At 60.1% G+C, this 20,593-nt stretch carries 17 protein-coding genes; 11 read left to right on the plus strand and 6 right to left on the minus strand.

Annotation, left to right across the window (positions count from 1 at the left end):
• The coding region (locus tag V3H18_RS12145) for a DEAD/DEAH box helicase (protein WP_332082332.1) at positions 1–1,235 on the minus strand (1,235 nt) is incomplete at its 3' end.
• A gap of 262 nt (positions 1,236–1,497) precedes the next feature.
• Positions 1,498–1,848 carry a hypothetical protein gene (locus tag V3H18_RS12150; RefSeq protein WP_332082333.1) on the minus strand — a complete coding sequence of 117 codons (351 nt, stop codon included), beginning with the start codon at positions 1,846–1,848 and terminating at the stop codon, positions 1,498–1,500.
• A 263-nt stretch (positions 1,849–2,111) separates the two neighbouring features.
• Between V3H18_RS12150 and clpS the strand changes: the two genes are divergently transcribed.
• Together clpS and clpA are read left to right on the plus strand one after the other, a co-directional pair.
• Positions 2,112–2,489, plus strand: a complete 378-nt coding sequence (gene clpS / locus V3H18_RS12155; protein WP_332082334.1) for an ATP-dependent Clp protease adapter ClpS — start codon at positions 2,112–2,114, stop codon at positions 2,487–2,489.
• Positions 2,490–2,500: 11 nt separating this feature from the next.
• Complete coding sequence (clpA, locus tag V3H18_RS12160; protein ID WP_332082335.1) at positions 2,501–4,942, plus strand: ATP-dependent Clp protease ATP-binding subunit ClpA; 2,442 nt, start codon at positions 2,501–2,503, stop codon at positions 4,940–4,942.
• 86 nt (positions 4,943–5,028) lie between these two features.
• Here clpA and uvrA read toward each other — a convergent pair whose 3' ends face one another.
• Entirely contained in the window at positions 5,029–8,049 is a 3,021-nt protein-coding gene (uvrA, locus tag V3H18_RS12165) for an excinuclease ABC subunit UvrA (protein ID WP_332082336.1), read from the minus strand.
• A 178-nt stretch (positions 8,050–8,227) separates the two neighbouring features.
• On the opposite strand from uvrA, the gene V3H18_RS12170 reads away from it, so the two are divergent.
• The 9 genes from V3H18_RS12170 (at position 8,228) to V3H18_RS12210 (ending at position 16,784) form a co-directional block, all read left to right on the plus strand.
• Positions 8,228–8,491, plus strand: a complete 264-nt coding sequence (locus V3H18_RS12170) for a FitA-like ribbon-helix-helix domain-containing protein (RefSeq protein ID WP_332082337.1) — start codon at positions 8,228–8,230, stop codon at positions 8,489–8,491.
• Positions 8,488–8,910, plus strand: a complete 423-nt coding sequence (locus V3H18_RS12175) for a type II toxin-antitoxin system VapC family toxin (RefSeq protein WP_332082338.1) — start codon at positions 8,488–8,490, stop codon at positions 8,908–8,910. Before V3H18_RS12170 ends, V3H18_RS12175 begins: the two co-directional genes overlap by 4 nt.
• A 29-nt stretch (positions 8,911–8,939) precedes the next feature.
• Positions 8,940–10,268: a dicarboxylate/amino acid:cation symporter gene (locus tag V3H18_RS12180; protein WP_332082340.1), complete on the plus strand. Its 1,329-nt coding sequence runs from the start codon at positions 8,940–8,942 to the stop codon at positions 10,266–10,268.
• A 149-nt stretch (positions 10,269–10,417) separates the two neighbouring features.
• Positions 10,418–10,930, plus strand: coding sequence for a single-stranded DNA-binding protein (gene ssb, locus V3H18_RS12185; RefSeq protein ID WP_332082341.1), 513 nt, complete (start codon positions 10,418–10,420; stop codon positions 10,928–10,930).
• Positions 10,931–11,152: 222 nt separating this feature from the next.
• Positions 11,153–12,244 carry a fatty acid desaturase gene (locus V3H18_RS12190; protein WP_332082342.1) on the plus strand — a complete coding sequence of 364 codons (1,092 nt, stop codon included), beginning with the start codon at positions 11,153–11,155 and terminating at the stop codon, positions 12,242–12,244.
• A 180-nt stretch (positions 12,245–12,424) separates the two neighbouring features.
• Positions 12,425–12,658: a hypothetical protein gene (locus V3H18_RS12195; RefSeq protein WP_332082343.1), complete on the plus strand. Its 234-nt coding sequence runs from the start codon at positions 12,425–12,427 to the stop codon at positions 12,656–12,658.
• 105 nt (positions 12,659–12,763) lie between these two features.
• Positions 12,764–14,347 carry a glucan biosynthesis protein gene (locus V3H18_RS12200; protein ID WP_332082344.1) on the plus strand — a complete coding sequence of 528 codons (1,584 nt, stop codon included), beginning with the start codon at positions 12,764–12,766 and terminating at the stop codon, positions 14,345–14,347.
• A gap of 181 nt (positions 14,348–14,528) precedes the next feature.
• Positions 14,529–15,758 carry a class I SAM-dependent methyltransferase gene (locus V3H18_RS12205; protein ID WP_332082345.1) on the plus strand — a complete coding sequence of 410 codons (1,230 nt, stop codon included), beginning with the start codon at positions 14,529–14,531 and terminating at the stop codon, positions 15,756–15,758.
• Between the two features lie 9 nt (positions 15,759–15,767).
• Positions 15,768–16,784 (plus strand): glycosyltransferase family 8 protein, encoded by a 1,017-nt coding sequence (locus V3H18_RS12210; RefSeq protein WP_332082346.1) that lies wholly within the window; start codon positions 15,768–15,770, stop codon positions 16,782–16,784.
• 52 nt (positions 16,785–16,836) lie between these two features.
• Here the strand turns inward: V3H18_RS12210 and V3H18_RS12215 are convergent, their stop codons facing one another.
• From V3H18_RS12215 to V3H18_RS12225, 3 genes are all read right to left on the minus strand, one after another.
• Positions 16,837–18,315 carry an asparagine synthase-related protein gene (locus tag V3H18_RS12215; protein ID WP_332082347.1) on the minus strand — a complete coding sequence of 493 codons (1,479 nt, stop codon included), beginning with the start codon at positions 18,313–18,315 and terminating at the stop codon, positions 16,837–16,839.
• A 249-nt stretch (positions 18,316–18,564) separates the two neighbouring features.
• Positions 18,565–19,305 (minus strand): class I SAM-dependent methyltransferase, encoded by a 741-nt coding sequence (locus tag V3H18_RS12220; RefSeq protein ID WP_332082348.1) that lies wholly within the window; start codon positions 19,303–19,305, stop codon positions 18,565–18,567.
• A gap of 152 nt (positions 19,306–19,457) precedes the next feature.
• On the minus strand, positions 19,458–20,426 hold the full coding sequence (locus V3H18_RS12225; protein ID WP_332082349.1) for a class I SAM-dependent methyltransferase: 969 nt from the start codon (positions 20,424–20,426) through the stop codon (positions 19,458–19,460).
• Positions 20,427–20,593 lie beyond the last annotated feature (167 nt).

Genomic DNA, 20,593 nt, shown 5'->3' on the forward strand with positions numbered 1-20,593 from the left:
CGCTCGGCGCTTGAGGGTCTGCGGCCGCGCCCGCGCCGCGCGCCGCGCTCTTCGCCGCGGCGGTCATGGCGCTCATGCGGGCGGCTCGTCTCCATAGGCGGCGGCAGATCATTGAAGCCCGGCCCCTCCCAGGCGATCGCCTTGCCGATCAGACTCTGAATCTGATCGACATATTTGGCGTCCTCCTCGGTGACGAGCGTGATCGCGACGCCGGAACGCCCCGCCCGGCCGGTGCGGCCGATGCGATGGACATAGTCCTCGCTATGGGTCGGGACGTCGAAATTGAACACATGGCTCACATCGGGAATGTCCAGTCCGCGCGCCGCGACGTCCGAGCAGACGATGAGCGAGACCTCGCCATTCTTGAAAGCGTCGAGCGAGGCCATGCGCGCCAGCTGGTCCATGTCGCCATGCAGCGCGCCGGTCGAAAAGCCGTGCTTGAGCAACGAGCGGTGAAGGACCGCCACATCGCGCTTGCGGTTGCAGAAGATGATCGCGTTCTTGAAGTTCTCCGCGCCGCGAATGAGGTTGCGCAGAGTTTCCCGCTTGTCGGCGTGGCCGCGCGAGGCGACGAGCACCTGGCGGATGGTGGAGGCCGTGGTGGCGGCGCGCGCCACCTCGATGCGCACGGGATTATGCAGAAAGGCTTCGGTCAGCCGCGTAATCTCGGGCGGCATGGTCGCCGAGAAGAAGAGCGTCTGGCGGGTGAAGGGCACGAGCTTGCAGACGCGCTCGATATCGGGAATGAAACCCATGTCCAGCATGCGGTCCGCTTCGTCGATGACGAGGATTTCAATGCCCGTGAGCAGCAGCTTGCCGCGATCGAAGAAATCGAGAAGCCGGCCCGGCGTCGCGATCAGCACGTCGGCGCCGCGCATGATCTTGGCTTCCTGGTCGCCGAAGGCGACGCCGCCGATCAACAGCGCCACGTTCAGCCGGTGATTCTTGCCGTATTTGGCGAAGCTTTCCTCGACTTGCGCGGCGAGTTCGCGGGTCGGCTCCAGAATGAGCGTGCGCGGCATTCGGGCGCGGGCGCGGCCGCTTTCGAGACGGCTCAGCATGGGAAGCGTGAAGGCGGCGGTCTTGCCGGTGCCCGTCTGGGCGATGCCAAGAATATCGCGCCCCTGCAAAGCGGGGGGAATGGCCTGCGCCTGGATCGGCGTGGGAGTCGTATAGCCGGAGGTTTGCACGGCCGCGAGAACCTTTTGGGAAAGGCCCAATTCGTCGAATGTCATCAATTATCCTGAGTTACGGCTTTCAAATGCGGAGCGCTGCTGCGCGCCAGCCGTGTGAGAAGCGCGCGAGAATGTTAGAGAGGAGGCGTCGTCATCGCCGCGACGCCTAACCGGCCCGCCGACGATCCGCCGCAAAGAAGCGCGGGCGATAGCCACGCAATGCTTTACGAGCAATTGGCGAATTGTCAATGAGTATATGCGCGCGACAGAGAGCCGGCGCAAGAATTCGCCTAAAAAATAATAGTCCGATGTTTCCAGTCTATTATTTGGGCGCATCGCCGCAAGGGGCGAGCGCCTGTCCGACCGTCGGCTTTTGCGCAATGGTCGCGGTCGTCGCGGCGTCGATGCGGGCGCCGCCGCGCAAGATTTTCGCGGCCTGCGGCGCCTGCGCTTGTGGCGCCGAGCCGGCAAGGCGACGCATCTCTACTTCGCTGTCCTGTCCAAGAAAAGCGAGGGGCGGCGCGTCATTCCCGTCAAACATGGCGGAGAGCAGCTTCGCGCCCAGCACGCTGAATAGGCAGACGGCGATGGAAAAGGCCGCAAGGCTCCACACGCCGGGAGGCAGGCCGACGCGGGAATCGGCTCCGAGGCGATGTTCGTCGGGATGGCGCATTTTTTCGCGATCAGCAGGATGGATAGCCGCTCCGCTCCCGTAGCATCATATGGTAAATTAATGGTTGACGGCGGCCCGGGCGACCTGCGCATCCGGGCGTCGCGTCCCTCTTGCCAAGGCGCGGCGAAAGCTCAAAACTGTCAATGTCGTTGATTTCCCGTCCATGGAACTGGCCCAGAATCTGCGAGGCGAACTCTAAAAGAACTCCAGACTGCGACCTAAATGGAAAGGATCAAAGGGGTAAGGACGTGGCGGCGGAGCCTATGACTCATATTCAGGCGGCGATTTCCCCCACGCCGCCGCGCGCGGGCAAGGAGCCCCGCAAGGGCGGGGACGGCGGCGCCGGCGCAGGGACCGCGCTCGTCACCCGGACGCGTCCGCAGACGCGCAAGCCGAACATGTATCGGGTGCTGCTGCTGAACGACGACTACACCACACAGGAATTCGTGGTCATCGTGCTCCGCAAATATTTCAACAAATCCGTGGAGGAGGCCACGCGCATCATGCTCCACGTTCACAACCATGGCGTCGGCGAATGCGGCGTCTACACCTATGAAGTGGCCGAAACCAAAGTCACCCAAGTGATGGATTTTGCGAGGAAGCATCAGCATCCCCTGCAATGCATCATGGAAAAGAAATAGGACGTGAGCGCATGCCGACCTTCTCGCGCAACCTGAAGCAGACCCTCGACCGCGCGCTCGCCTCCGCCCGCGAGCGCCATCACGAATATGCGACGCTCGAGCATCTGCTGCTCAGTCTCGTCGAGGATGTCGACGCCTCGGCGGTCCTGCGCGCCTGCTCGGTCGACCTCGACCTGCTCACCAAGAATCTGCGCGACTACATCGACCGCGAACTCGACAATCTGATCAACGAGGACGCCGACGAATGCAAGCCGACGGCGGGCTTCCAGCGCGTCGTGCAGCGCGCGATCATCAGCGTGCAGTCTTCCGGGCGCGAGGACGTGAGCGGCGCCAATGTGCTCGTCGCGCTCTTCGCCGAGCGCGAGAGCCACGCCGTGTATTTCCTGCAGGAGCAGGACATGACGCGCTATGACGCGGTCAATTTCATCAGCCACGGCATCGCCAAGCGGCCGGGCCTGTCCGACGCGAGCCGCACGCCGCGCGGCGTCGACGAGGACGGGGAGCGCGGCGACGCGCGCGACGGACGCGACAGCGACAGCCGCAAGAAGGAAGGCGCGCTCGAAGCCTATTGCGTCAATCTGAACAAAAAGGCGCGCGACGGCCGCATCGATCCGCTGATCGGCCGCGAGCCGGAAGTGTTGCGCACGATCCAGGTTCTGTGCCGTCGGCAGAAGAACAATCCGCTGCTTGTCGGCGATCCCGGCGTCGGCAAGACCGCGATCGCCGAAGGGCTCGCGCGCAAGATCGTCCAGGGCGAGGTGCCGGAGGTGCTTTCGGGCGCCACGGTCTTCGCGCTCGACATGGGCGCCCTCCTCGCCGGCACGCGCTATCGCGGCGATTTCGAGGAGCGCTTAAAGCAGGTCGTCAAGGAGATCGAGACCCATAAGAACGCCATTCTCTTCATCGACGAGATCCATACGGTGATCGGCGCGGGCGCGACCTCCGGCGGCGCGATGGACGCCTCAAATCTCTTAAAACCCGCCCTGGCGCAGGGCGTGCTGCGCTGCATCGGCTCGACCACCTATAAGGAATATCGCCAATATTTCGAAAAGGACCGCGCGCTCGTCCGCCGCTTCCAGAAAATCGACGTGAACGAGCCCTCGATCCCCGACGCGATCGAAATCATGAAGGGCCTCAAGCCCTACTTCGAAGAGTTTCACAAGATCCGCTACACCAATGACGCGCTGAAGGCGGCGGTGGAGCTCTCGGCCCGCTACATTCACGACCGCAAGCTGCCCGACAAGGCGATCGACGTGATCGACGAGACCGGCGCCGCGCAGATGCTGCTGTCGGAGAACAAGCGCAAGAAGACGATCGGCCTCAAGGAGATCGAAACGACGATCGCGACGATGGCGCGCATTCCGCCGAAGACCGTCTCCAAGGACGATTCGGAAGTGCTCGCCCATCTCGACGAGACGCTGCGCCGCGTCGTCTATGGGCAGGACAAGGCGATCACCGCGCTCACCTCGGCGATCAAGCTCGCGCGCGCGGGCTTGCGCGATCACGAGAAGCCCATCGGCTGCTATCTCTTTTCGGGCCCGACCGGCGTCGGCAAGACCGAGGCGGCGCGCCAGCTCTCGACCTCGCTCGGCATCGAACTCGTGCGCTTCGACATGTCGGAATATATGGAGCGCCACACGGTGAGCCGGCTCATCGGCGCGCCTCCCGGCTATGTCGGCTTCGATCAGGGCGGCCTCTTGACCGACGCCATCGACCAGCATCCGCATTGCGTGCTGCTGCTCGACGAGATCGAGAAGGCGCATCCCGATCTCTACAACATCCTCCTGCAGGTGATGGATCACGGCAAGCTGACCGACCACAACGGCAAGACGATCGACTTCCGCAACGTCATTCTCATCATGACGACCAATGCGGGCGCGCAAGATCTCGCACGCACGCCGATCGGCTTCACCCGCTCGCGCAAGGATCTCGACGACAGCGAGGCGATCAATCGGCTCTTCGCGCCGGAGTTCCGCAACCGGCTCGACGCGATCGTGCCCTTCGGCCATCTGCCGGTCGAGGTCATCAAGCGCGTCGTCGACAAATTCATCATGCAGCTCGAAGCGCAGCTCGCCGACCGCAACATCACGATCGAACTGACCGACGAGGCGCGGAGCTGGCTCGTCGAACATGGCTATGACGAAGCGATGGGCGCGCGGCCGATGTCGCGGGTGATCCACCAGCACATCAAGACGCCGCTCGCGGACGAAGTGCTGTTCGGACGCCTCAAGAACGGCGGCGCGGTGCGGGTCGTCGTGGTCGGCGACGACAGCGGCGCGAAGACGCTCGGCTTCGTCTTCCCGGAAGGGCCGGTGCTGCCGCGTCCGGAACGCGACATCATCGAGGCCGGCAAGAAGCGCGCGAGCGCCGAAGAAGCCACGCCGGCGAGCGAAGCGCCGATTTCCGATAAGGAAGCGGAGCCCGACGCGCGGCCGGCGCCTTTGAAGAACTGAGCCCAAAGCCGTTACGTTTTCGGCCAATCGCCAAGACCCTCACCTCTCCCCGCTCCGGCGGGAGAGGTGAGGCGAGGGGCTTGCGTTTAGCGGGCGCGAACTTTTTTCGCCTTGGGCGCTTGCGGCTCCGGCTCGACGGAGGGCCGTCGCGCCATCGCTTCGGCGAGATAGCGCCCGGTGTGGCTGCGCTTCTCCTTGACGATTTCCGACGGCGGCCCCGCCGCGACGATCTCGCCGCCGCCGTCGCCGCCCTCGGGCCCCATGTCGATGATCCAATCGGCCGTCTTGATGACTTCGAGATTATGCTCGATCACCACCACCGTATTGCCCTGCTCGACGAGTTCGTGCAGCACTTCGAGGAGCTTGGCCACGTCATGGAAATGCAGGCCGGTCGTCGGCTCGTCGAGAATATAAAGCGTGCGGCCGGTCGAGCGGCGCGCCAATTCCTTGGCGAGCTTCACGCGCTGCGCTTCGCCGCCCGATAGCGTCGTCGCCTGCTGGCCGACATGGATATAGTCGAGGCCGACGCGCTTTAAGGTCTCCATCTTCTCGCGGATGGAGGGGACCGCCTTGAAGAGGCTCGCCGCCTCCTCGACCGTCATGTTGAGCACGTCGGCGATGGATTTGTCGCGATATTTCACTTCCAGCGTTTCGCGGTCGTAACGCTTGCCCTTGCATACGTCGCAGGTGACATAGACGTCGGGCAGGAAGTGCATCTCGATCTTGATGACGCCGTCGCCCTGGCAGGCCTCGCAGCGCCCGCCCTTCACATTGAAGGAGAAGCGTCCCGGCGCATAGCCGCGCGCCTTGGCTTCGGGAAGTCCCGCGAACCATTCGCGAATGGGGGTGAAGGCGCCCGTATAGGTCGCGGGATTGGAGCGCGGCGTGCGGCCGATCGGCGACTGATCGATGTCGATGATCTTGTCGATCTGCTCCAGACCTTCGAGGTTGTCGAAAGGCGCGGGATGTTCATGCGCGCCGGCGAGCCGCCGCGCAATCGCCTTGTAGAGCGTCTCGATGACGAGCGTCGACTTGCCGCCGCCCGAGACGCCGGTGATGCAGCTGAAGAGTCCGAGCGGCACTTGCGCCGTAACGTTCTTGAGATTATTGCCGCGCGCGCCGGTCAGCTTGAGCCATCTCCCCGCCGTCGGCTTGCGCAATTTATGGCGCATGATCACCTGCTTCTCGCCGGTCAGATATTGGCCGGTGAGCGAAGCGGGATTGTCCATGATCTCCTGCGGCGTGCCCTGCGCGATGATCTTGCCGCCATGGATGCCGGCGCCCGGCCCGACATCGACGACATAATCGGCGGCGAGGATCGCGTCCTCGTCATGCTCGACGACGATGACGCTATTGCCGAGATCGCGCAGCCTTCTCAGCGTATCGAGCAGACGGTCGTTGTCGCGCTGATGCAGGCCGATCGACGGCTCGTCCAGCACATAGAGAACGCCGGTCAGACCCGAGCCGATCTGCGAAGCAAGACGGATGCGCTGGCTCTCGCCGCCCGACAGCGAACCGGAATTGCGCGAAAGCGTCAGATAGTCGAGCCCGACATCGACGAGGAAGGTCAGGCGGTCGCGTATCTCCTTCAAGATGCGAAGGGCGATCTCATTGCGCTTCTTGTCGAGCGCATCGGGCAGCGCGCGAAACCAGTCGAGCGCGGCGCGAACCGAAAGCTCCGATACTTCGCCGATATGCTTGCCGGCGATCTTCACCGCGAGCGCCTCGGGCTTCAAGCGAAAGCCGTCGCAGGCGAGACAGGGCGTCGCCGACATATAGCGGCCGATCTCCTCGCGCGCCCATTCGCTGTCGGTCTCGAGATAGCGCCGTTCGAGATTGATGACGACGCCCTCGAAGGGCTTCTTTACGTCATAGGCGCGAAAGCCGTCGTCATAGGAGAAGCGGATTTCCTCATTGCCGGAGCCGTAAAGAATGACGTTTCTGGCTTTTTCCGGGAGCGTCTCCCAGGGCGTATCCAGCCGGAACTTATAATGCCTGCCGAGCGCCTCCAGCGTCTGCAGATAAAAGGGCGACGATGAGCGCGCCCAGGGGGCGATCGCGCCCTTGCGCAACGTCAGCTTCGGATTGGGCGCGACGAGATCGGCGTCCACCTTCTGCTCATGGCCGATGCCGCCGCAGACCGGACAGGCGCCGAAAGGATTGTTGAAGGAAAAGAGCCGCGGCTCGATTTCGGGAATGGTGAAGCCCGACACCGGACAGGCGAATTTGGACGAGAACAGAATGTGATGCGGCGCATAATGCGTCGAGACATTGGCCGCCGGCTGCGTCGGCGCGAGGAGAAGGCTCTCGCCTTTCGGCGCGTCGGCGAATTCGACGACAGCAAGCCCGCTCGAGAGCTCCAGCGCCGTCTCGAAACTGTCGGCGAGCCTGGCGCTGATGTCCGGGCGCACGACGATGCGGTCCACGACCACGTCGATGTCATGCTTCAATTTCTTGTCGAGCGCCGGCGCGTCGCCGATCTCGTAATAGGCGCCGTCGATCTTGAGGCGCTGGAATCCGCGCCGCGTATAATCGGCGATCTCCTTCTTATATTCGCCCTTGCGGCCGCGCACGACCGGCGCGAGCAGATAGAGACGCGAATTTTCGGGAAGCGCCAGCACGCGATCGACCATTTGCGAAACGGTCTGGCTCTCGATCGGCAGGCCCGTCGCCGGCGAATAGGGCACGCCGACGCGCGCCCAGAGCAGACGCATATAGTCGTGAATCTCCGTCACCGTGCCCACGGTGGAGCGCGGATTTTTCGAGGTCGTCTTCTGCTCGATGGAAATCGCCGGCGAGAGCCCGTCGATCTGGTCGACGTCAGGCTTTTGCATCATCTCCAGAAACTGGCGGGCGTAGGCGGAAAGCGACTCAACATAACGGCGCTGGCCCTCGGCGTAGATGGTGTCGAAAGCAAGCGAGGATTTGCCCGAGCCGGACAGGCCCGTGAACACGACGAATTTATCGCGCGGGATGGTGAGGTCGACGTTCTTAAGATTATGCTCGCGCGCGCCGCGAATGGAGATGGTTTTGGCGTCCGCGCTGGCGTGGGAGCCGGACGCGGCGGAGACGTGTTTACGCGCGTCCTTTTGCTTGATGCTCGCCATTCAGAAGGGCCGGAAGGAGAAAAGGGAAGCGCCTATTTAGGCGCCGAGCAAGGCAAATGCCATGCGGCGCGGCGCAAATCCACAAATTGACCCTTGGAGCGGCCGAGGGCGCTTTGAACGCCCGCGTCGAAGGTGATATCATGATATCATCAGGAAATGCGCTCCAAGGGAAACTCTCATGACTAATATTCTCCTTCGCGACGTTCCGCCCGATCTCAAGCGCCAGATCGAGGAATTGGCGCAGGCGCATAAGACGAGCCTTTCGAGCGAGATCAAGGCGTTGCTTGAGCGCGCCTTGCGGCAGTCCGCCCGCTTCGCCGAGGCGCGCTCCCAAGGCGGCCTTGGAACGAAACTCAAGAGCCTCGTCGCGGAAGCGGATTGGACGGACGACTTCATCCGGCCGCGCGACAAGAGCGAACGCCCTGCCCCGAATTTCGAATGATCCTCCTCGATACGAATGTCGTCTCCGAAATGATGAAGCCGACCGGCGACGCAAAGGCTCGCGGATGGATGGATTCCCATGCTGAAATCGATTTCTATCTTGCAACGCCTATCATAGCGGAATTGCGCTTCGGACTTGCGCTGCTGCCATCCGGCCGCAAGAAGGAGGCTTTGACCAGAGCCTGTCAGTCGATCGAGGAGGAGATATTCGCCGGTCGCATACTCCCTTTCGACCAGCGCGCGGCGCATGCCTTCGCGCGTCTGCGCGCGAAACGGCAGACGCTCGGCAAGCCGCTCAATGTCATGGACGCGATCGTCGCGAGCGTCGCCTCCGCGCACGCCATGACGCTCGCGACGCGCAATGTCGCCGATTTCGGCGATCTTGAGCTTGTCGTAGTCAATCCTTTCGCCTTCGAGTAGAACGTCATTCCCTTTTCAGGAGCCATGAAGTGCCGCTCGACGCAAGCAAGGGCGATGGCGAGGCGAGGCGTAGGAAGCCCTTCTACCGCCACCTCTATGTCCAGGTGCTCGCAGCCATCGCGCTCGGCGCGCTGTTCGGCTGGCTGGCGCCGGAGACCGCCGCGCAAGACGGCGTGAAGGCGCTCGGCGACGGCTTCGTCAAGCTCATCAAAATGGCCATCGCCCCGATCATCTTCTGCACGGTGGTGTCGGGCGTCGCCCATATAGAGGACGCGCGCAAGGTCGGCCGCGTCGGCGTCAAGGCGCTCGTCTATTTCGAGATCGTCTCGACCTTCGCCCTCGCGCTTGGGCTGCTGGTCGGCAATCTTTCGCAAATCGGCGCAGGGTTCGCGGGCAAGCCGGACCCGCAAGCGATCGCCAAATATACGGCGCTGGCCGAGAAGCGCGGCGGCGTCGATTTTCTGCTCGACATCATTCCGGACAGCGCCATCGGCGCTTTCGCCAAGGGCGACATTCTGCAAGTATTGCTGTTCTCGCTCCTGTTCGGCTTCGCGCTATTGACTCTCGGCGAACGCGGCCGCGCGTTGCGCGTCATCGTCGACGATATCGGCCGCGCCATGTTCGGGGTCATCGCCATCGTGATGAAGGCCGCGCCGATCGGCGCCTTCGGGGCCATGGCCTATACGGTCGGGAAATATGGCTCCGCCGCGCTGCTCTCGCTCGCGGGGCTCATCGGCGCTTTCTATCTTACTTCCGCGCTCTTCGTCGTGATTGTCCTCGGCCTCATCGCGCGCGCCGTCGGCTTCAATATTTTTCGTTTTCTCGCCTATCTGCGCGATGAATTATTGATCGTGCTCGGCACGTCGTCGTCGGAGAGCGCCCTGCCGGCGCTGATGGAAAAATTGCAGCGGCTCGGCTGTTCCAAATCCGTCGTCGGGCTCGTGGTGCCGACCGGCTATTCCTTCAATCTCGACGGCACGAATATCTATATGACGCTGACGACGCTGTTCATCGCCCGCGCCATGGGCGTCGAACTCGATCTGACCCAGCAGGCGACGATCCTCGTCGTCGCCATGCTCACCTCCAAAGGCGCGAGCGGCGTCAGCGGCGCGGGCTTCATTACGCTGGCCGCGACGCTCTCCGCCGTCGATCCGCAGCTCGCGCCGGGCATGTCGCTCGTGCTCGGGGTCGATAAATTCATGAGCGAATGCCGCGCGCTCACCAATTTCATCGGCAATGGCGTCGCCGCGATCGTCGTCGCCCATTGGGAGGGCGAACTCGACCGCGCCCGCCTCGCCGAGGGCCTCGCACATAAGATCGACCCCTCCGATGTGGAAACCGCCGTCGCGACGCCGTGACGCCGCTTGCGGCGCGCCGCGGCGGATGCTAGAACAAAAAAAGAACATAAGCGCGGCGAGGGCGCATCATCTGTGGACAAGGCGCGTCGGCGCGCCCCTTCGCCCGCCAATGCACTAGAGTGCTCGGCGTAAAGCAAGTGGAGAGCGACATGGCGGGCAGCGTCAATAAGGTGATCCTGATCGGCAATCTCGGCCGCGATCCGGAAACGCGCACCCTGCCCTCGGGCGATCGCGTCGTCTCCTTCTCGCTCGCGACGACCGAGTCCTGGCGCGACAAGAATACGGGCGAGCGCAAGGATCGCACCGAATGGCATAATATCTCGATCTTCAACGAGAATCTGGGCAAGATCGCCGAGCAATATTGCCGCAAGGGCTCGAAAATCTATCTCGAAGGCCAGTTGCAGACGCGCGAATATACCGACAAGGACGGCAATCAGCGCAAGGCGACGGATGTCGTGCTGCAGCGCTTTCGCGGCGAGCTGACGCTGCTCGACAGCAAGGGCGGACGCGGCGAAGGCGATTATGAAAGCGGCGGCGGCTATGGCCAGAACGCCGGCTCCTTCGGCCGGTCATCGCCGATGGAGCGCGGCGGCGGCGAGCGGCGCCCCGTCCCGGCCGGCGGCAAGCTCTCCGACGAACTCGACGACGACATTCCGTTTTGACAACCGTCGAGACGGCCTTGATCGCCCGCGCCCAGGCGGGGCGGCCCTCTCAAAGCATAAAGTGAAGGCAGATTCTTGAGAATGGCGAAAAGCGATATGAGATCGTCTCTATCGTCCGCTGTTTCTGTTCTTTGGGAGGAAGTTTGACAAAAGCCCAGCTATAGTCGAATGACCCTTGGCGGCAGAATAAGAACAAGCCAAGTGAGGCGCTGCGGGGAAACATTGAGTGTATTTTTCGGACCGGCTGCCGGATTTCAGGGCGTGCGCAATCCGGATGCAAGAGGGCTGGCCCAGCGGATGACGGCGCTCCAAGCTCTGGCGCGCAAAAAAGGTTACTTTAACGTCCCGCTCTGGGAACAGGCGCTTCGCTGTATCGAACTGGCGGCGCTTCCTGTTCTCGCCTTCACCCTACTGGCGAACGGAGGCGCGGCGGCGGTGGCCGGCGCCATTCTCCTCGCAATCCACTATCCGCGAACAGGATATCTTGGCCACGACATCGCTCACAATCATTGGGGACCGCGAAACGACGCGAAGCCGCGTTTCATGCTTGGAGCAGTGGCTCTTTTCCAAGGGTATGGTTCGACGTGGTGGGTCAAGAAACACGAGTTGCATCACGCTTTTCCCAACGGATGTCGGGTGAGCGACAGCGGAATCCTCACGCCGATCGACGGGGACATCGATTCCGCGCCTTGGCTGGTATGGGACAAGGCTCTGGCCGAATATAATTCGAAAGCAAGAAAATCGGCTTGGGCCAAGCTTCTCTCATTGGCGATGCCGCGCTTGCAGGTCCCATTGTTTTTTCCCTTCCTTTCCCTCGTCCGCTTCAATTGGAGTTGGCAGAGCATCGATATCGCAGTGCGCGAGAAGAAATTCGGGGAGGCGGCTCTTTGCGCGGCCCACTGGATTTTCGGGCTCGCTCTCGCCGGATTCCTCACGCCCGGTCCGGCTTGGACAGGAGCTGTTTGGTTTCTGTGCGCGCAGCTTCTGGGCGGATTTATTCTCGGGATCGTCTTCGTCCTAAACCACACCGGGATGGAAGTTTACGACGCAAGCCAAGCCGGCGGCTTTTACGATAGGCAGGCCAGAGCTACCCGGAATACGCCAAGCTCCATATTCCTTGACTGGATGACTGGCGGCCTTAACAGCCAGATTGAGCACCACATGTTTCCTACGATGGCCCGGCGCAATTTGAGCAAGATGCGCACGATGACAAGAAACGCCATGCTGGAGTGCGGATATGCATATGAGGAAATGGAGAACCGGGAGGCGCTGCAGGCGGTTCTAAGTTCTTTGGGCGACGCCGCACGCGCCTGATGACAGCGGTATTTCAAGCCGGTTCGGAATGGCGGCTATGGGCCAAAAACAGAAGCTCAAACTGCCCCACTGTCCCGCGGGGGCCGGCCTTGCCATGCCTTGCCCTTTGCGATAGCACGGCGTGACGCGAATGCGGCGGGGCTGCGCCGCCTTTTTTAGGGTGAGCGGGAGAGCAGCGTCATGAGCCAGAAGCCCATCAATTACCTGCATTTGTCGACGCTCGTCGCCGTCGCGATCCTGGTCGGCACGGAGCTTGTGGGCGCCTCCTGGGCCGCAGGCTGGGCGCTCGGCGGCCTGTTCCAGCTCGATCCGCTCGTCAGCCGCGCGCTCGAAATCCTCTTTTCCATCGCCGGCCTCATCGGACTCTATTTCTTCATGCGGACCGCTATCCGCAATGAGCCGATCCGCGGCTGAAGCGGGCTGCGCATTTTGACGCCTCGCGCCCCACGAAAGGCTCGCGGCGGCCGCAAGGGCGTCAAGCGCGCCCCTCCCCCAAAACCTCGCAGTAAGGAATCCGAGATGATCGAGAAGCAGGACCGTCGCGCCTTCCTCAAGGCGGCGGCCGCGACGGGCGCCTTGGGCGCCGTCGGGGCGCGCCCGAGCGAAGCGGCGACCCGCGTCTCCAATCTCCAGCTCGGCGAGGCCAAGCCCTTCTCCTTCGAGGCGCTGAAGGAGGAAGCGCGACGCCTCATCGGCGAACCCTTCCGCAAGCCCAATCTGCCCGCTCCCGAGATCACCTCGCGGATCGATTATGAAAAATGGGGGCAGATCACCTACAACACCGATCATGCGCTCTTCGCCGATACGCCGGAGCGCTTTCCGGTCGAATTCTTCCACCTCGGCATGTTCTTCAAGAAGGCCGTGCGCATGCATGTCGTCGAGAATGGCGAAGCGCGCGAAGTGCTTTACGACACAAGCTATTTCAACATGCCGGCGGATTCGATCGCCCGTAAATTGCCGCCGGGCGCTGGTTTCGCCGGATTTCGCATCCAGGAGGCGAAGGATGGCGCGCTCGACTGGAAGAAGAACGACTGGGTCGCCTTCCTCGGCGCCTCCTATTTCCGCGCCATCGGCGCCTTGCGCCAATATGGCATGTCGGCGCGCGGCGTCGCGCTCGACACCTGGCAGGCGGGCGCGGAAGAGGAATTTCCCGATTTCACCCATATCTATGTCGGGCCGGAGACAGGCGACAGCGTCGTTCTGCATGCGCTGCTCGAAGGCCCGTCGATCGTCGGCGCCTATCGCTTCCTGATGACGCGCGGCGAAGGCGTCGTGATGGACATCGACTGCTCCTTGAATCTACGGGGAAAATTCACCCGTTTCGGGGTCGCGCCGCTAACCTCCATGTATTGGTTTTCGGAAACGCGGAAGCCCGAGGCGATCGACTGGCGCCCCGAGGTGCATGACTCAGATGGTTTGAGCATTTGGACCGGCGCCGGCGAGCGGCTGTGGCGGCCGCTCAACAATCCCGGCCGCGTGATGGCCTCCGCCTTTGGCGATACTAGCCCCAAGGGTTTCGGACTGATGCAGCGCGACCGCAATTACGACCATTATCTCGATAATGTGTTCTACGACCGTCGTCCGAGCGTGTGGGTCGAGCCCAAGGGAGACTGGGGCAAGGGCGCGATCCATCTCATCGAAATTCCGACGGACGACGAGATCCACGACAATGTCGTCGCCATGTGGGTTCCGGAAAAGCCCGCCGTCCCCGGCGCCGTCTTCGATTTCTCCTACCGGCTGCACTGGCTCGCGGACGAGCCCTATCCGACGAAGCTCGCGCGCTGCGTGGCGACGCGACTCGGCAATGGCGGCCAGCCGGGCAAGCCCCGGCCCAAGGGCGTGCGCAAATTCATGGTGGAGTTTCTCGGCGAGCCGCTCGCCAAGCTGCCTTATGGCGTCAAGCCCGAACCCGTGCTGTGGGCCTCGCGGGGCGCCTTCTCCTATGTCTTCACCGAGGCGGTCTTCGACGATCTGCCCGGGCATTGGCGCGCACAATTCGACCTGACGGTCGACGGCGTCGAGCCGGTCGAAATGCGTCTTTATCTCAAGAACGGCGACGAGATTCTCTCCGAGAACTGGCTGTTTCAGTATCACCCCTTTTAGGGCGAGCGTTGACACTCTCTCCCTCTTGAGGCCAAGAAAGCTTGAGAGAAAGCGCCGGCGTGAGAGCCTTAGCGAGAATCGTCAATGAATGAACTTTTGCGGCAAAATCTTTGGGGAAGCTGAAAAGCCGGAGCCGTTAAACGCTGGCCGTTCTTTCGCAATCGCATCGGATTACGGGACAATGACAAAGAAAATCACCAAATGTCGCGTCAGCGGCTCCGCCAATTTGATCTCGATGCTGTCGCTCGGCGACCAGGCGTTGACCGGCGTTTTCCCTAAGTCCTGTGAGACGCCCGTGACCGTCGGCCCCTTGGAGCTCGTCTGGTGCCCCGACTCCGGCCTGCTGCAGCTCGCCCATAGCTATGAAGCGAGCGAAATGTACGGCGAGAATTACGGCTATCGTTCCGGCCTCAATCAGTCGATGGTCCGCCATCTGACGCAAAAGATCGCGCATCTGGAGCGTTTCGCCGATTTGAAGCCCGGAGACGTCGCGCTCGACATCGGCTCGAATGACGCGACTTCGTTGAAGGCCTATGCGACGTCGGGCCTTACGCGCATCGGCATCGATCCGACGGGCGCGAAGTTTCGCCAATATTACCCGGACGACATCAAGCTCGCGCCGGAATTCTTCTCGGCTCAGACCTTCGAGAAGCTCGCGCCCCAACGCGCCAAGATCATCACCTCGATCGCGATGTTTTACGATCTCGAGGACCCCATCTGGTTCGCGCGGGAAGTCGCCCGAGCGCTCGCGCCCGACGGCGTCTGGCATTTCGAGCAGAGCTACATGCCTTCGATGCTGCGGCTCACCTCCTACGACACGATCTGCCATGAGCATATTGAATATTATTCGCTCGGCGTCATTGAGACGATTCTCGACGCCGCCGATCTGCAAATCCTCGACGTGCAGATGAACGCCGTCAATGGCGGCAGTTTCGCCGTGACGGCGGGGCATAAGGAGACGCCGCAGAAGCGCAATCTCGCAGTTATCGACTGGCTGCTCGCGCAGGAAGAGCGCATGGGACTGCAAACGCCGCGCCCCTATCGCGATTTCGAGGATCGCGTCTATCGCCATCGCGAGGATTTGCGCAGGCTCCTCAAGGCGCTCAAGGACGACAATAAGCGGATACTCGGCTATGGCGCCTCGACCAAGGGCAATGTCGTCCTGCAATTTTGCGACATCGGTCCGGATCTTCTCGAGGCCATCGCCGAGGTCAACCCCGACAAATTCGGCTGCTTCACCCCCGGCACGCATATTCCCATCGTTTCGGAAGCCGAAGCGCGGGCGATGAAGCCGGATTATTTTCTCGTGCTGCCCTGGCACTTCAAGGACGGCATATTGGCCCGCGAACAGGAATATCTTGCTGGCGGCGGCAAGATGATCTTTCCTTTCCCGGAGATCGAAATCATTTAGGAGCCGCGCGTGGCGTCCAATTCGAATTCCACGATCCATGTAGCATGCTGTTTCGATCGCAATTACGAACTACCTTTCATTGTGCTGGCGAACAGCATTCGGCGCGCCTCATCTCGCCATGTGGTTTTGCACGCTCTCCATGAAGGACCATTGGATCTCGCGCCGCGCGAACTCCGCGATGCGCCGGGACTTACCGTAAATTTCATAGACGTCACGGATCGCTATGGACGATTCAATACGCATGGACCGCAAACGACCGTCACATATGCCCGGCTGAGCCTGCCGGATATATTGGAAGGCGTCGAGCGGGTGCTGTATCTCGATACCGACATGCTCGTCATGCGAGATATTGCGCCCCTTTATTTTTCCGACCTTGGCGAATGCGCGCTCGGCGCGGTCATAGACTATGGCCTCTTGATCCGCTTGCTGCGCGACGAGCCGCTGCCCGTGGAAGGCGCGACCACGCTGATCTGCGACTATCTGAGGGATACGATAAGACTTTCCAATCCTCATCGCTATTTCAACGCGGGCGCGCTTCTTATCGATCTAGAGAAATTCCGCTCCCTCGGGATCGCCCAACGCGCGCGAGAAGCTTTGAGCAATGAGTTGAGTCGCGCGATTTTTAACGATCAGGACGCGCTGAATTTCGCGGTGGCGGGCGCGTTCGTCGAACTCGATCCAAGATGGAACGCGATTCAGGACATTCTATTCAAGGAAGTTCACCAGCGCCTGCCTGCGGAAATCGAAGCAGTGGTCGATCTCTATAAAGAGCCGTGGATCATGCATTATGCTGGCGTCAAGCCGTGGCGTTCAAATATCCTTCCTGGGCCATGGGAACGGCAATTTTGGCAAGCGGCGCAGGAGGCCAATGTGGAATGGCCGCTGCTTTGGGCGTTTTGGCGCGCTATCCCTTACCTTCGGCCCTACCAGATCGACTCATATCTTTGGGAGGCTCGAAATCGGGGTCCGCAAATCGGGACTGCTACAGTCCTGATGTGGGCGATGAAGCATTTTATGCGCCGATAACGCAGAACCCCATTTCCCGAAGGCTGCGCGGTCGACGCGCTTCGCGACCCTGCTATATCCGATCCCGGAAGCCGGGGACATATTGCCGGATTAAGTCGATCTTGTCCCTCAAACGTCCGGCCAAGGACTCGTCAATCTGATGGTCGGAAGGCGAAAAGCCTCGCTTCACGTCTGGTTCGAACGGATAGCCGTGTCGCTCCAAGAAGGACGCGATCGGCGCCTTATATCTGGAATTCTTCAAAGCGGGCGTAAGACTCAAGAAAGCCTGGACGACGGCGGGATCGAGAAACGGATAGCGTCCTTCAATGCCGAAAACCCCGAATATATATTCATCCTTGAATAGGTAACTTCTCATCGTGTCCCCGTACACTTTCTTCCAGGGAAAGAAGCCGTTCAAATCATCCGGATAAAGGCCGCCGAATTCGGAATGGTCGTAAATCTTCGTGCCGTTGTAGCCATAGTCCGAGATGATCTCGTCGGCCCCGCATCCAGACAGGCAAACATATGCGCCATTTTTCTTGGCGATTTCCGCGACGTGATAGGCGCCAAGCGCTCCGCCATCGCTCAACAGTGTTTCGTCGGCGTGAAAATATTTCAAGGGTTCGCAATCCCTGGCGATCGAATGCTTGATCGCATGCCTTTGGCGGGGGGACAGCGGGCGCCGCTGGATGGCTTTTACGCAGCCGCCTTTTTTATTGATTTTGATTCTTCGAGCGATGACGTCGTCGTTCTCCGAAGAATTGATCGTGATCGTGGAATAGGGAAGCCCGAGCAAATTGAGCGCGAGACAAATTGCGCCCGAATCATAGCCTGAAGAAAGCGGCACGAAAATCGGCAGCGTCCCGTGGGTAGCCCGCTTTTTCACAGACTGCAGAAAGGCCTTCTCCCAATTCAAGAAGTTCGCGTCGAATTGCTCCAAATCGTAATGATAGGCGCTCTTCTCTTTCACGGATTTCAACGCGTCAGCCCAGGCCGAAGGGACGTCGAGATCGAATTCGGCATAGGCGTTGGGTTGAAAATAGCCGGAAGACTTGAACCCCAAAGCCTCCAACGCGGATGGATAAGAGGCGACGCCGAACGCGCCTGTCTCCGCGTCAAAAGCGATGGCGATGGGCTTTGTCAGAAACTGATCTGCGGCGATATGCAGCCGGTTTTGCTTCCGGTCATGAATGACGATCGCATATTCGCCGTCGAGACGCGCCCATAGCTCGTCGCCAAATCGCGCGAACAAGGGAAGCAAAGCTTCGGTGTCGCTGCTCGCGCCTGGCTGAAGGTCTTTGTAATTATAAATTTCGCCATTGAATAGAAGCGATAATTCCGCCGACGACGGGTCGGGAAAATACGCCGGCTGTTTTGCGGCGGCGCCGGAAACATCCAAAAGAAAATGTGCGGAAAATATGTATGAATCCTTATCCTGGCGCACGTCAAACGACGAAGAGGAAGGCCCTCTAGAGGCAATGAATTTTGCAGATGACGAAATCTGCGCATCCGTCGGACGCTGAGGAAGCTTTGCCCAGATAAAGCCGCACATCGTATAGTCGATCCGCTCATGAGTAACGCCTGACGGCGATCATTATAGCACGTGGATCGGCGAACAAGCTCTAATTGCCCAATCGAGGGGGCGGTTATTTCATTCCCCCGCAGAATCCGGGAACGGCGCAATCCCAGCGAACCTTCTCTTCTTCGCCGACGCCTCCGCATTTTTTCTGAGCGATGGAAGGCGGCGACGCACGACTTCCGTTCGTCGAACCGCTCCGGAGCCCGAGCGCTCGCATTCTTATTACGGCCTCCAAGAGGACAGCCAATTAAGAAATTTTGATTGCTGGGAAACAGCCGCGTTGGCGTTAGCTTTACGCTTACGCAAGATCAGGAGCTGGGGATGATATTCCATCGACTCGATGTCGATTTTCACATCGACGTTCTTCATAATCGAATCGACCAGTTCAACAAATACATGACGATTATTTACTTTATTTGTTCCGAACAGAGAATTAAAATGCTCGGTATAATCGTCGCTATAGGTGCAGCCAACATCCTCGATGATATAAAGGCCGCCCGGCCGCACCCACTTCCAGCAACGATTGAAGATGTCGACAATGTCTTCCGACACATGACTGGCATCGTCGATGACGACATCAAATTTATTTGAATAGTTCAGATCCTTAACATCGCCAATCTTAATCTCGATATTTTTGTTATCCTTGCATAAATTCTTGCACTCTTCTCTGATATCGACGCCGACAATACGCGCGGCGGGGAGAAAAGCACTCCACATTTTCAGCGAGGCGCCGCAGGCGACGCCGATTTCGCACAACGCTTTCGTTTCGCTCGGATTGATCAGCCGCTCATAGAGGCGGGCATAATTATGCGCATTGCCCAAAGTCCCCTTATCCGAACCGAAGACATCGGCCAGCTCGGTTAGATTTCCGGCGGCCCGAATATCCTGGTCGTCCGGATAGAAGTCCTGCGGGGCGGTGCCGCCCCACCACAATTTTTCCGGCGCCTTTTTCAACATTCCCATGCCTATGGATTCTCTCTCTTGAGGTCCTTGAGAAGACTGCCGCAGCCTTGAAAAACGAATTGCGCGGGTAGCACATCTCGCCGCGCGTTCAAACCATATATCATCCCGTGGCAAAGCCCCCTACGGCAAAGCTCCCCAACAGGCGTCGGGCTTCATCCAATTCTAGCCCTAAGACTCTTGATCGATATCTTCGGCAAAAAACCGTCGAGATATAGAATTTGGCCACGCTCGTCAGCAAGCTGCTTGTTATATGTCCGCGTCTCTACCCGACCCAAATGGGTTAAATGCTCCCATTTGAAGGGAGCGTTTTTTAAAGCGTTATAAGGCGCACCGGTCTTCTTAAATAGATAGATTGAACATCCTCCTTGAGACCACTCCAATACTCTGAGCGGCAAAAAGCCGGCGCGCATAAAGCGTTCGAGCACTTCGGAGGGATAGGCGACCTCATATGGCAGCCCGCCGAGCCAATCGATCAAATCATTGTAATGATTCATGCCGCGCTCCTTGCAAGCTCCCTGCATCTCGCGAACGGCGGTCTCGAAAGGCAAATCGGGATATTTTTGTGCGACTTCGGCTTTAATGATTTCGTTCTTCTCTTCGTCCGACGCGCTGTTATATTTCTGTTTTAGCGCTAGATGTTCCGGGTAAAGATCTCCCGCCTCGTAAATAGAGATAAGGGTAAGCCCCCCCGACTTGCAAAGACGCTGAGCATTATCGATAGCGCTCCACATCTCCCCGGTATGATGTAATACGCCCCACGAATACACGATATCAAACTCTCCGAGCCCCGAAAGAAAGCTCGGATCGAGCGCCGATCCATGTAATATTCGCCAATCTTCTTTTCCCCCAAATTTCTCCTTAATAGCTTTTGTCGCTTCCACGCTTTTTGGATCGTAATCGAAGGATACAAGTTCCGCTGGATGCAGTTTATACAGGCACAGGGATGAAAGCCCCGAGCCCGACCCAACGTCGATGATACGCTTTCCGCGAATGGAATCCGCGCCGATCCAGTCCTCTATATCAGCGGTCGCGCTCTTGATACGTTCTTCGTTAATAGTGGACAGATAATCTATCCAATTTTCCCCAAAAGAGAACGTAATTTCTTCTGTCTTAGCAGTCATTCGTGGCGACCTTCTCTTTTACGAAGAACAACGGCCATTCATGGACGCGGAACTTCCGGGCTCAAAAAGAACGGCGCGAAAAGCCGCCGCCCACGGCCCCAATGCCGACTTCGCCATAAGCCAATCATGGCGCAGCCCTGCTCATACAGCAAGCGCTCGGGAGGCGC

This window comes from Methylocystis borbori (genome assembly GCF_036576025.1).
GTDB classification, from domain to species: Bacteria; Pseudomonadota; Alphaproteobacteria; order Rhizobiales; family Beijerinckiaceae; genus Methylocystis; species Methylocystis borbori.

What these genes read in the sequence shown, in the direction of transcription:
- V3H18_RS12215 (WP_332082347.1), bottom strand. Translation starts at nt 18,315, where the DNA reads ATGTGCGGCTTTATCTGGGCAAAGCTTCCTCAGCGTCCGACGGATGCG.
- clpS (WP_332082334.1), top strand. Translation starts at nt 2,112, where the DNA reads ATGACTCATATTCAGGCGGCGATTTCCCCCACGCCGCCGCGCGCGGGC.
- clpA (WP_332082335.1), top strand. Translation starts at nt 2,501, where the DNA reads ATGCCGACCTTCTCGCGCAACCTGAAGCAGACCCTCGACCGCGCGCTC.
- V3H18_RS12220 (WP_332082348.1), bottom strand. Translation starts at nt 19,305, where the DNA reads ATGGGAATGTTGAAAAAGGCGCCGGAAAAATTGTGGTGGGGCGGCACC.
- V3H18_RS12200 (WP_332082344.1), top strand. Translation starts at nt 12,764, where the DNA reads ATGATCGAGAAGCAGGACCGTCGCGCCTTCCTCAAGGCGGCGGCCGCG.
- V3H18_RS12170 (WP_332082337.1), top strand. Translation starts at nt 8,228, where the DNA reads ATGACTAATATTCTCCTTCGCGACGTTCCGCCCGATCTCAAGCGCCAG.
- ssb (WP_332082341.1), top strand. Translation starts at nt 10,418, where the DNA reads ATGGCGGGCAGCGTCAATAAGGTGATCCTGATCGGCAATCTCGGCCGC.
- V3H18_RS12225 (WP_332082349.1), bottom strand. Translation starts at nt 20,426, where the DNA reads ATGACTGCTAAGACAGAAGAAATTACGTTCTCTTTTGGGGAAAATTGG.
- uvrA (WP_332082336.1), bottom strand. Translation starts at nt 8,049, where the DNA reads ATGGCGAGCATCAAGCAAAAGGACGCGCGTAAACACGTCTCCGCCGCG.
- V3H18_RS12205 (WP_332082345.1), top strand. Translation starts at nt 14,529, where the DNA reads ATGACAAAGAAAATCACCAAATGTCGCGTCAGCGGCTCCGCCAATTTG.
- V3H18_RS12150 (WP_332082333.1), bottom strand. Translation starts at nt 1,848, where the DNA reads ATGCGCCATCCCGACGAACATCGCCTCGGAGCCGATTCCCGCGTCGGC.
- V3H18_RS12195 (WP_332082343.1), top strand. Translation starts at nt 12,425, where the DNA reads ATGAGCCAGAAGCCCATCAATTACCTGCATTTGTCGACGCTCGTCGCC.
- V3H18_RS12175 (WP_332082338.1), top strand. Translation starts at nt 8,488, where the DNA reads ATGATCCTCCTCGATACGAATGTCGTCTCCGAAATGATGAAGCCGACC.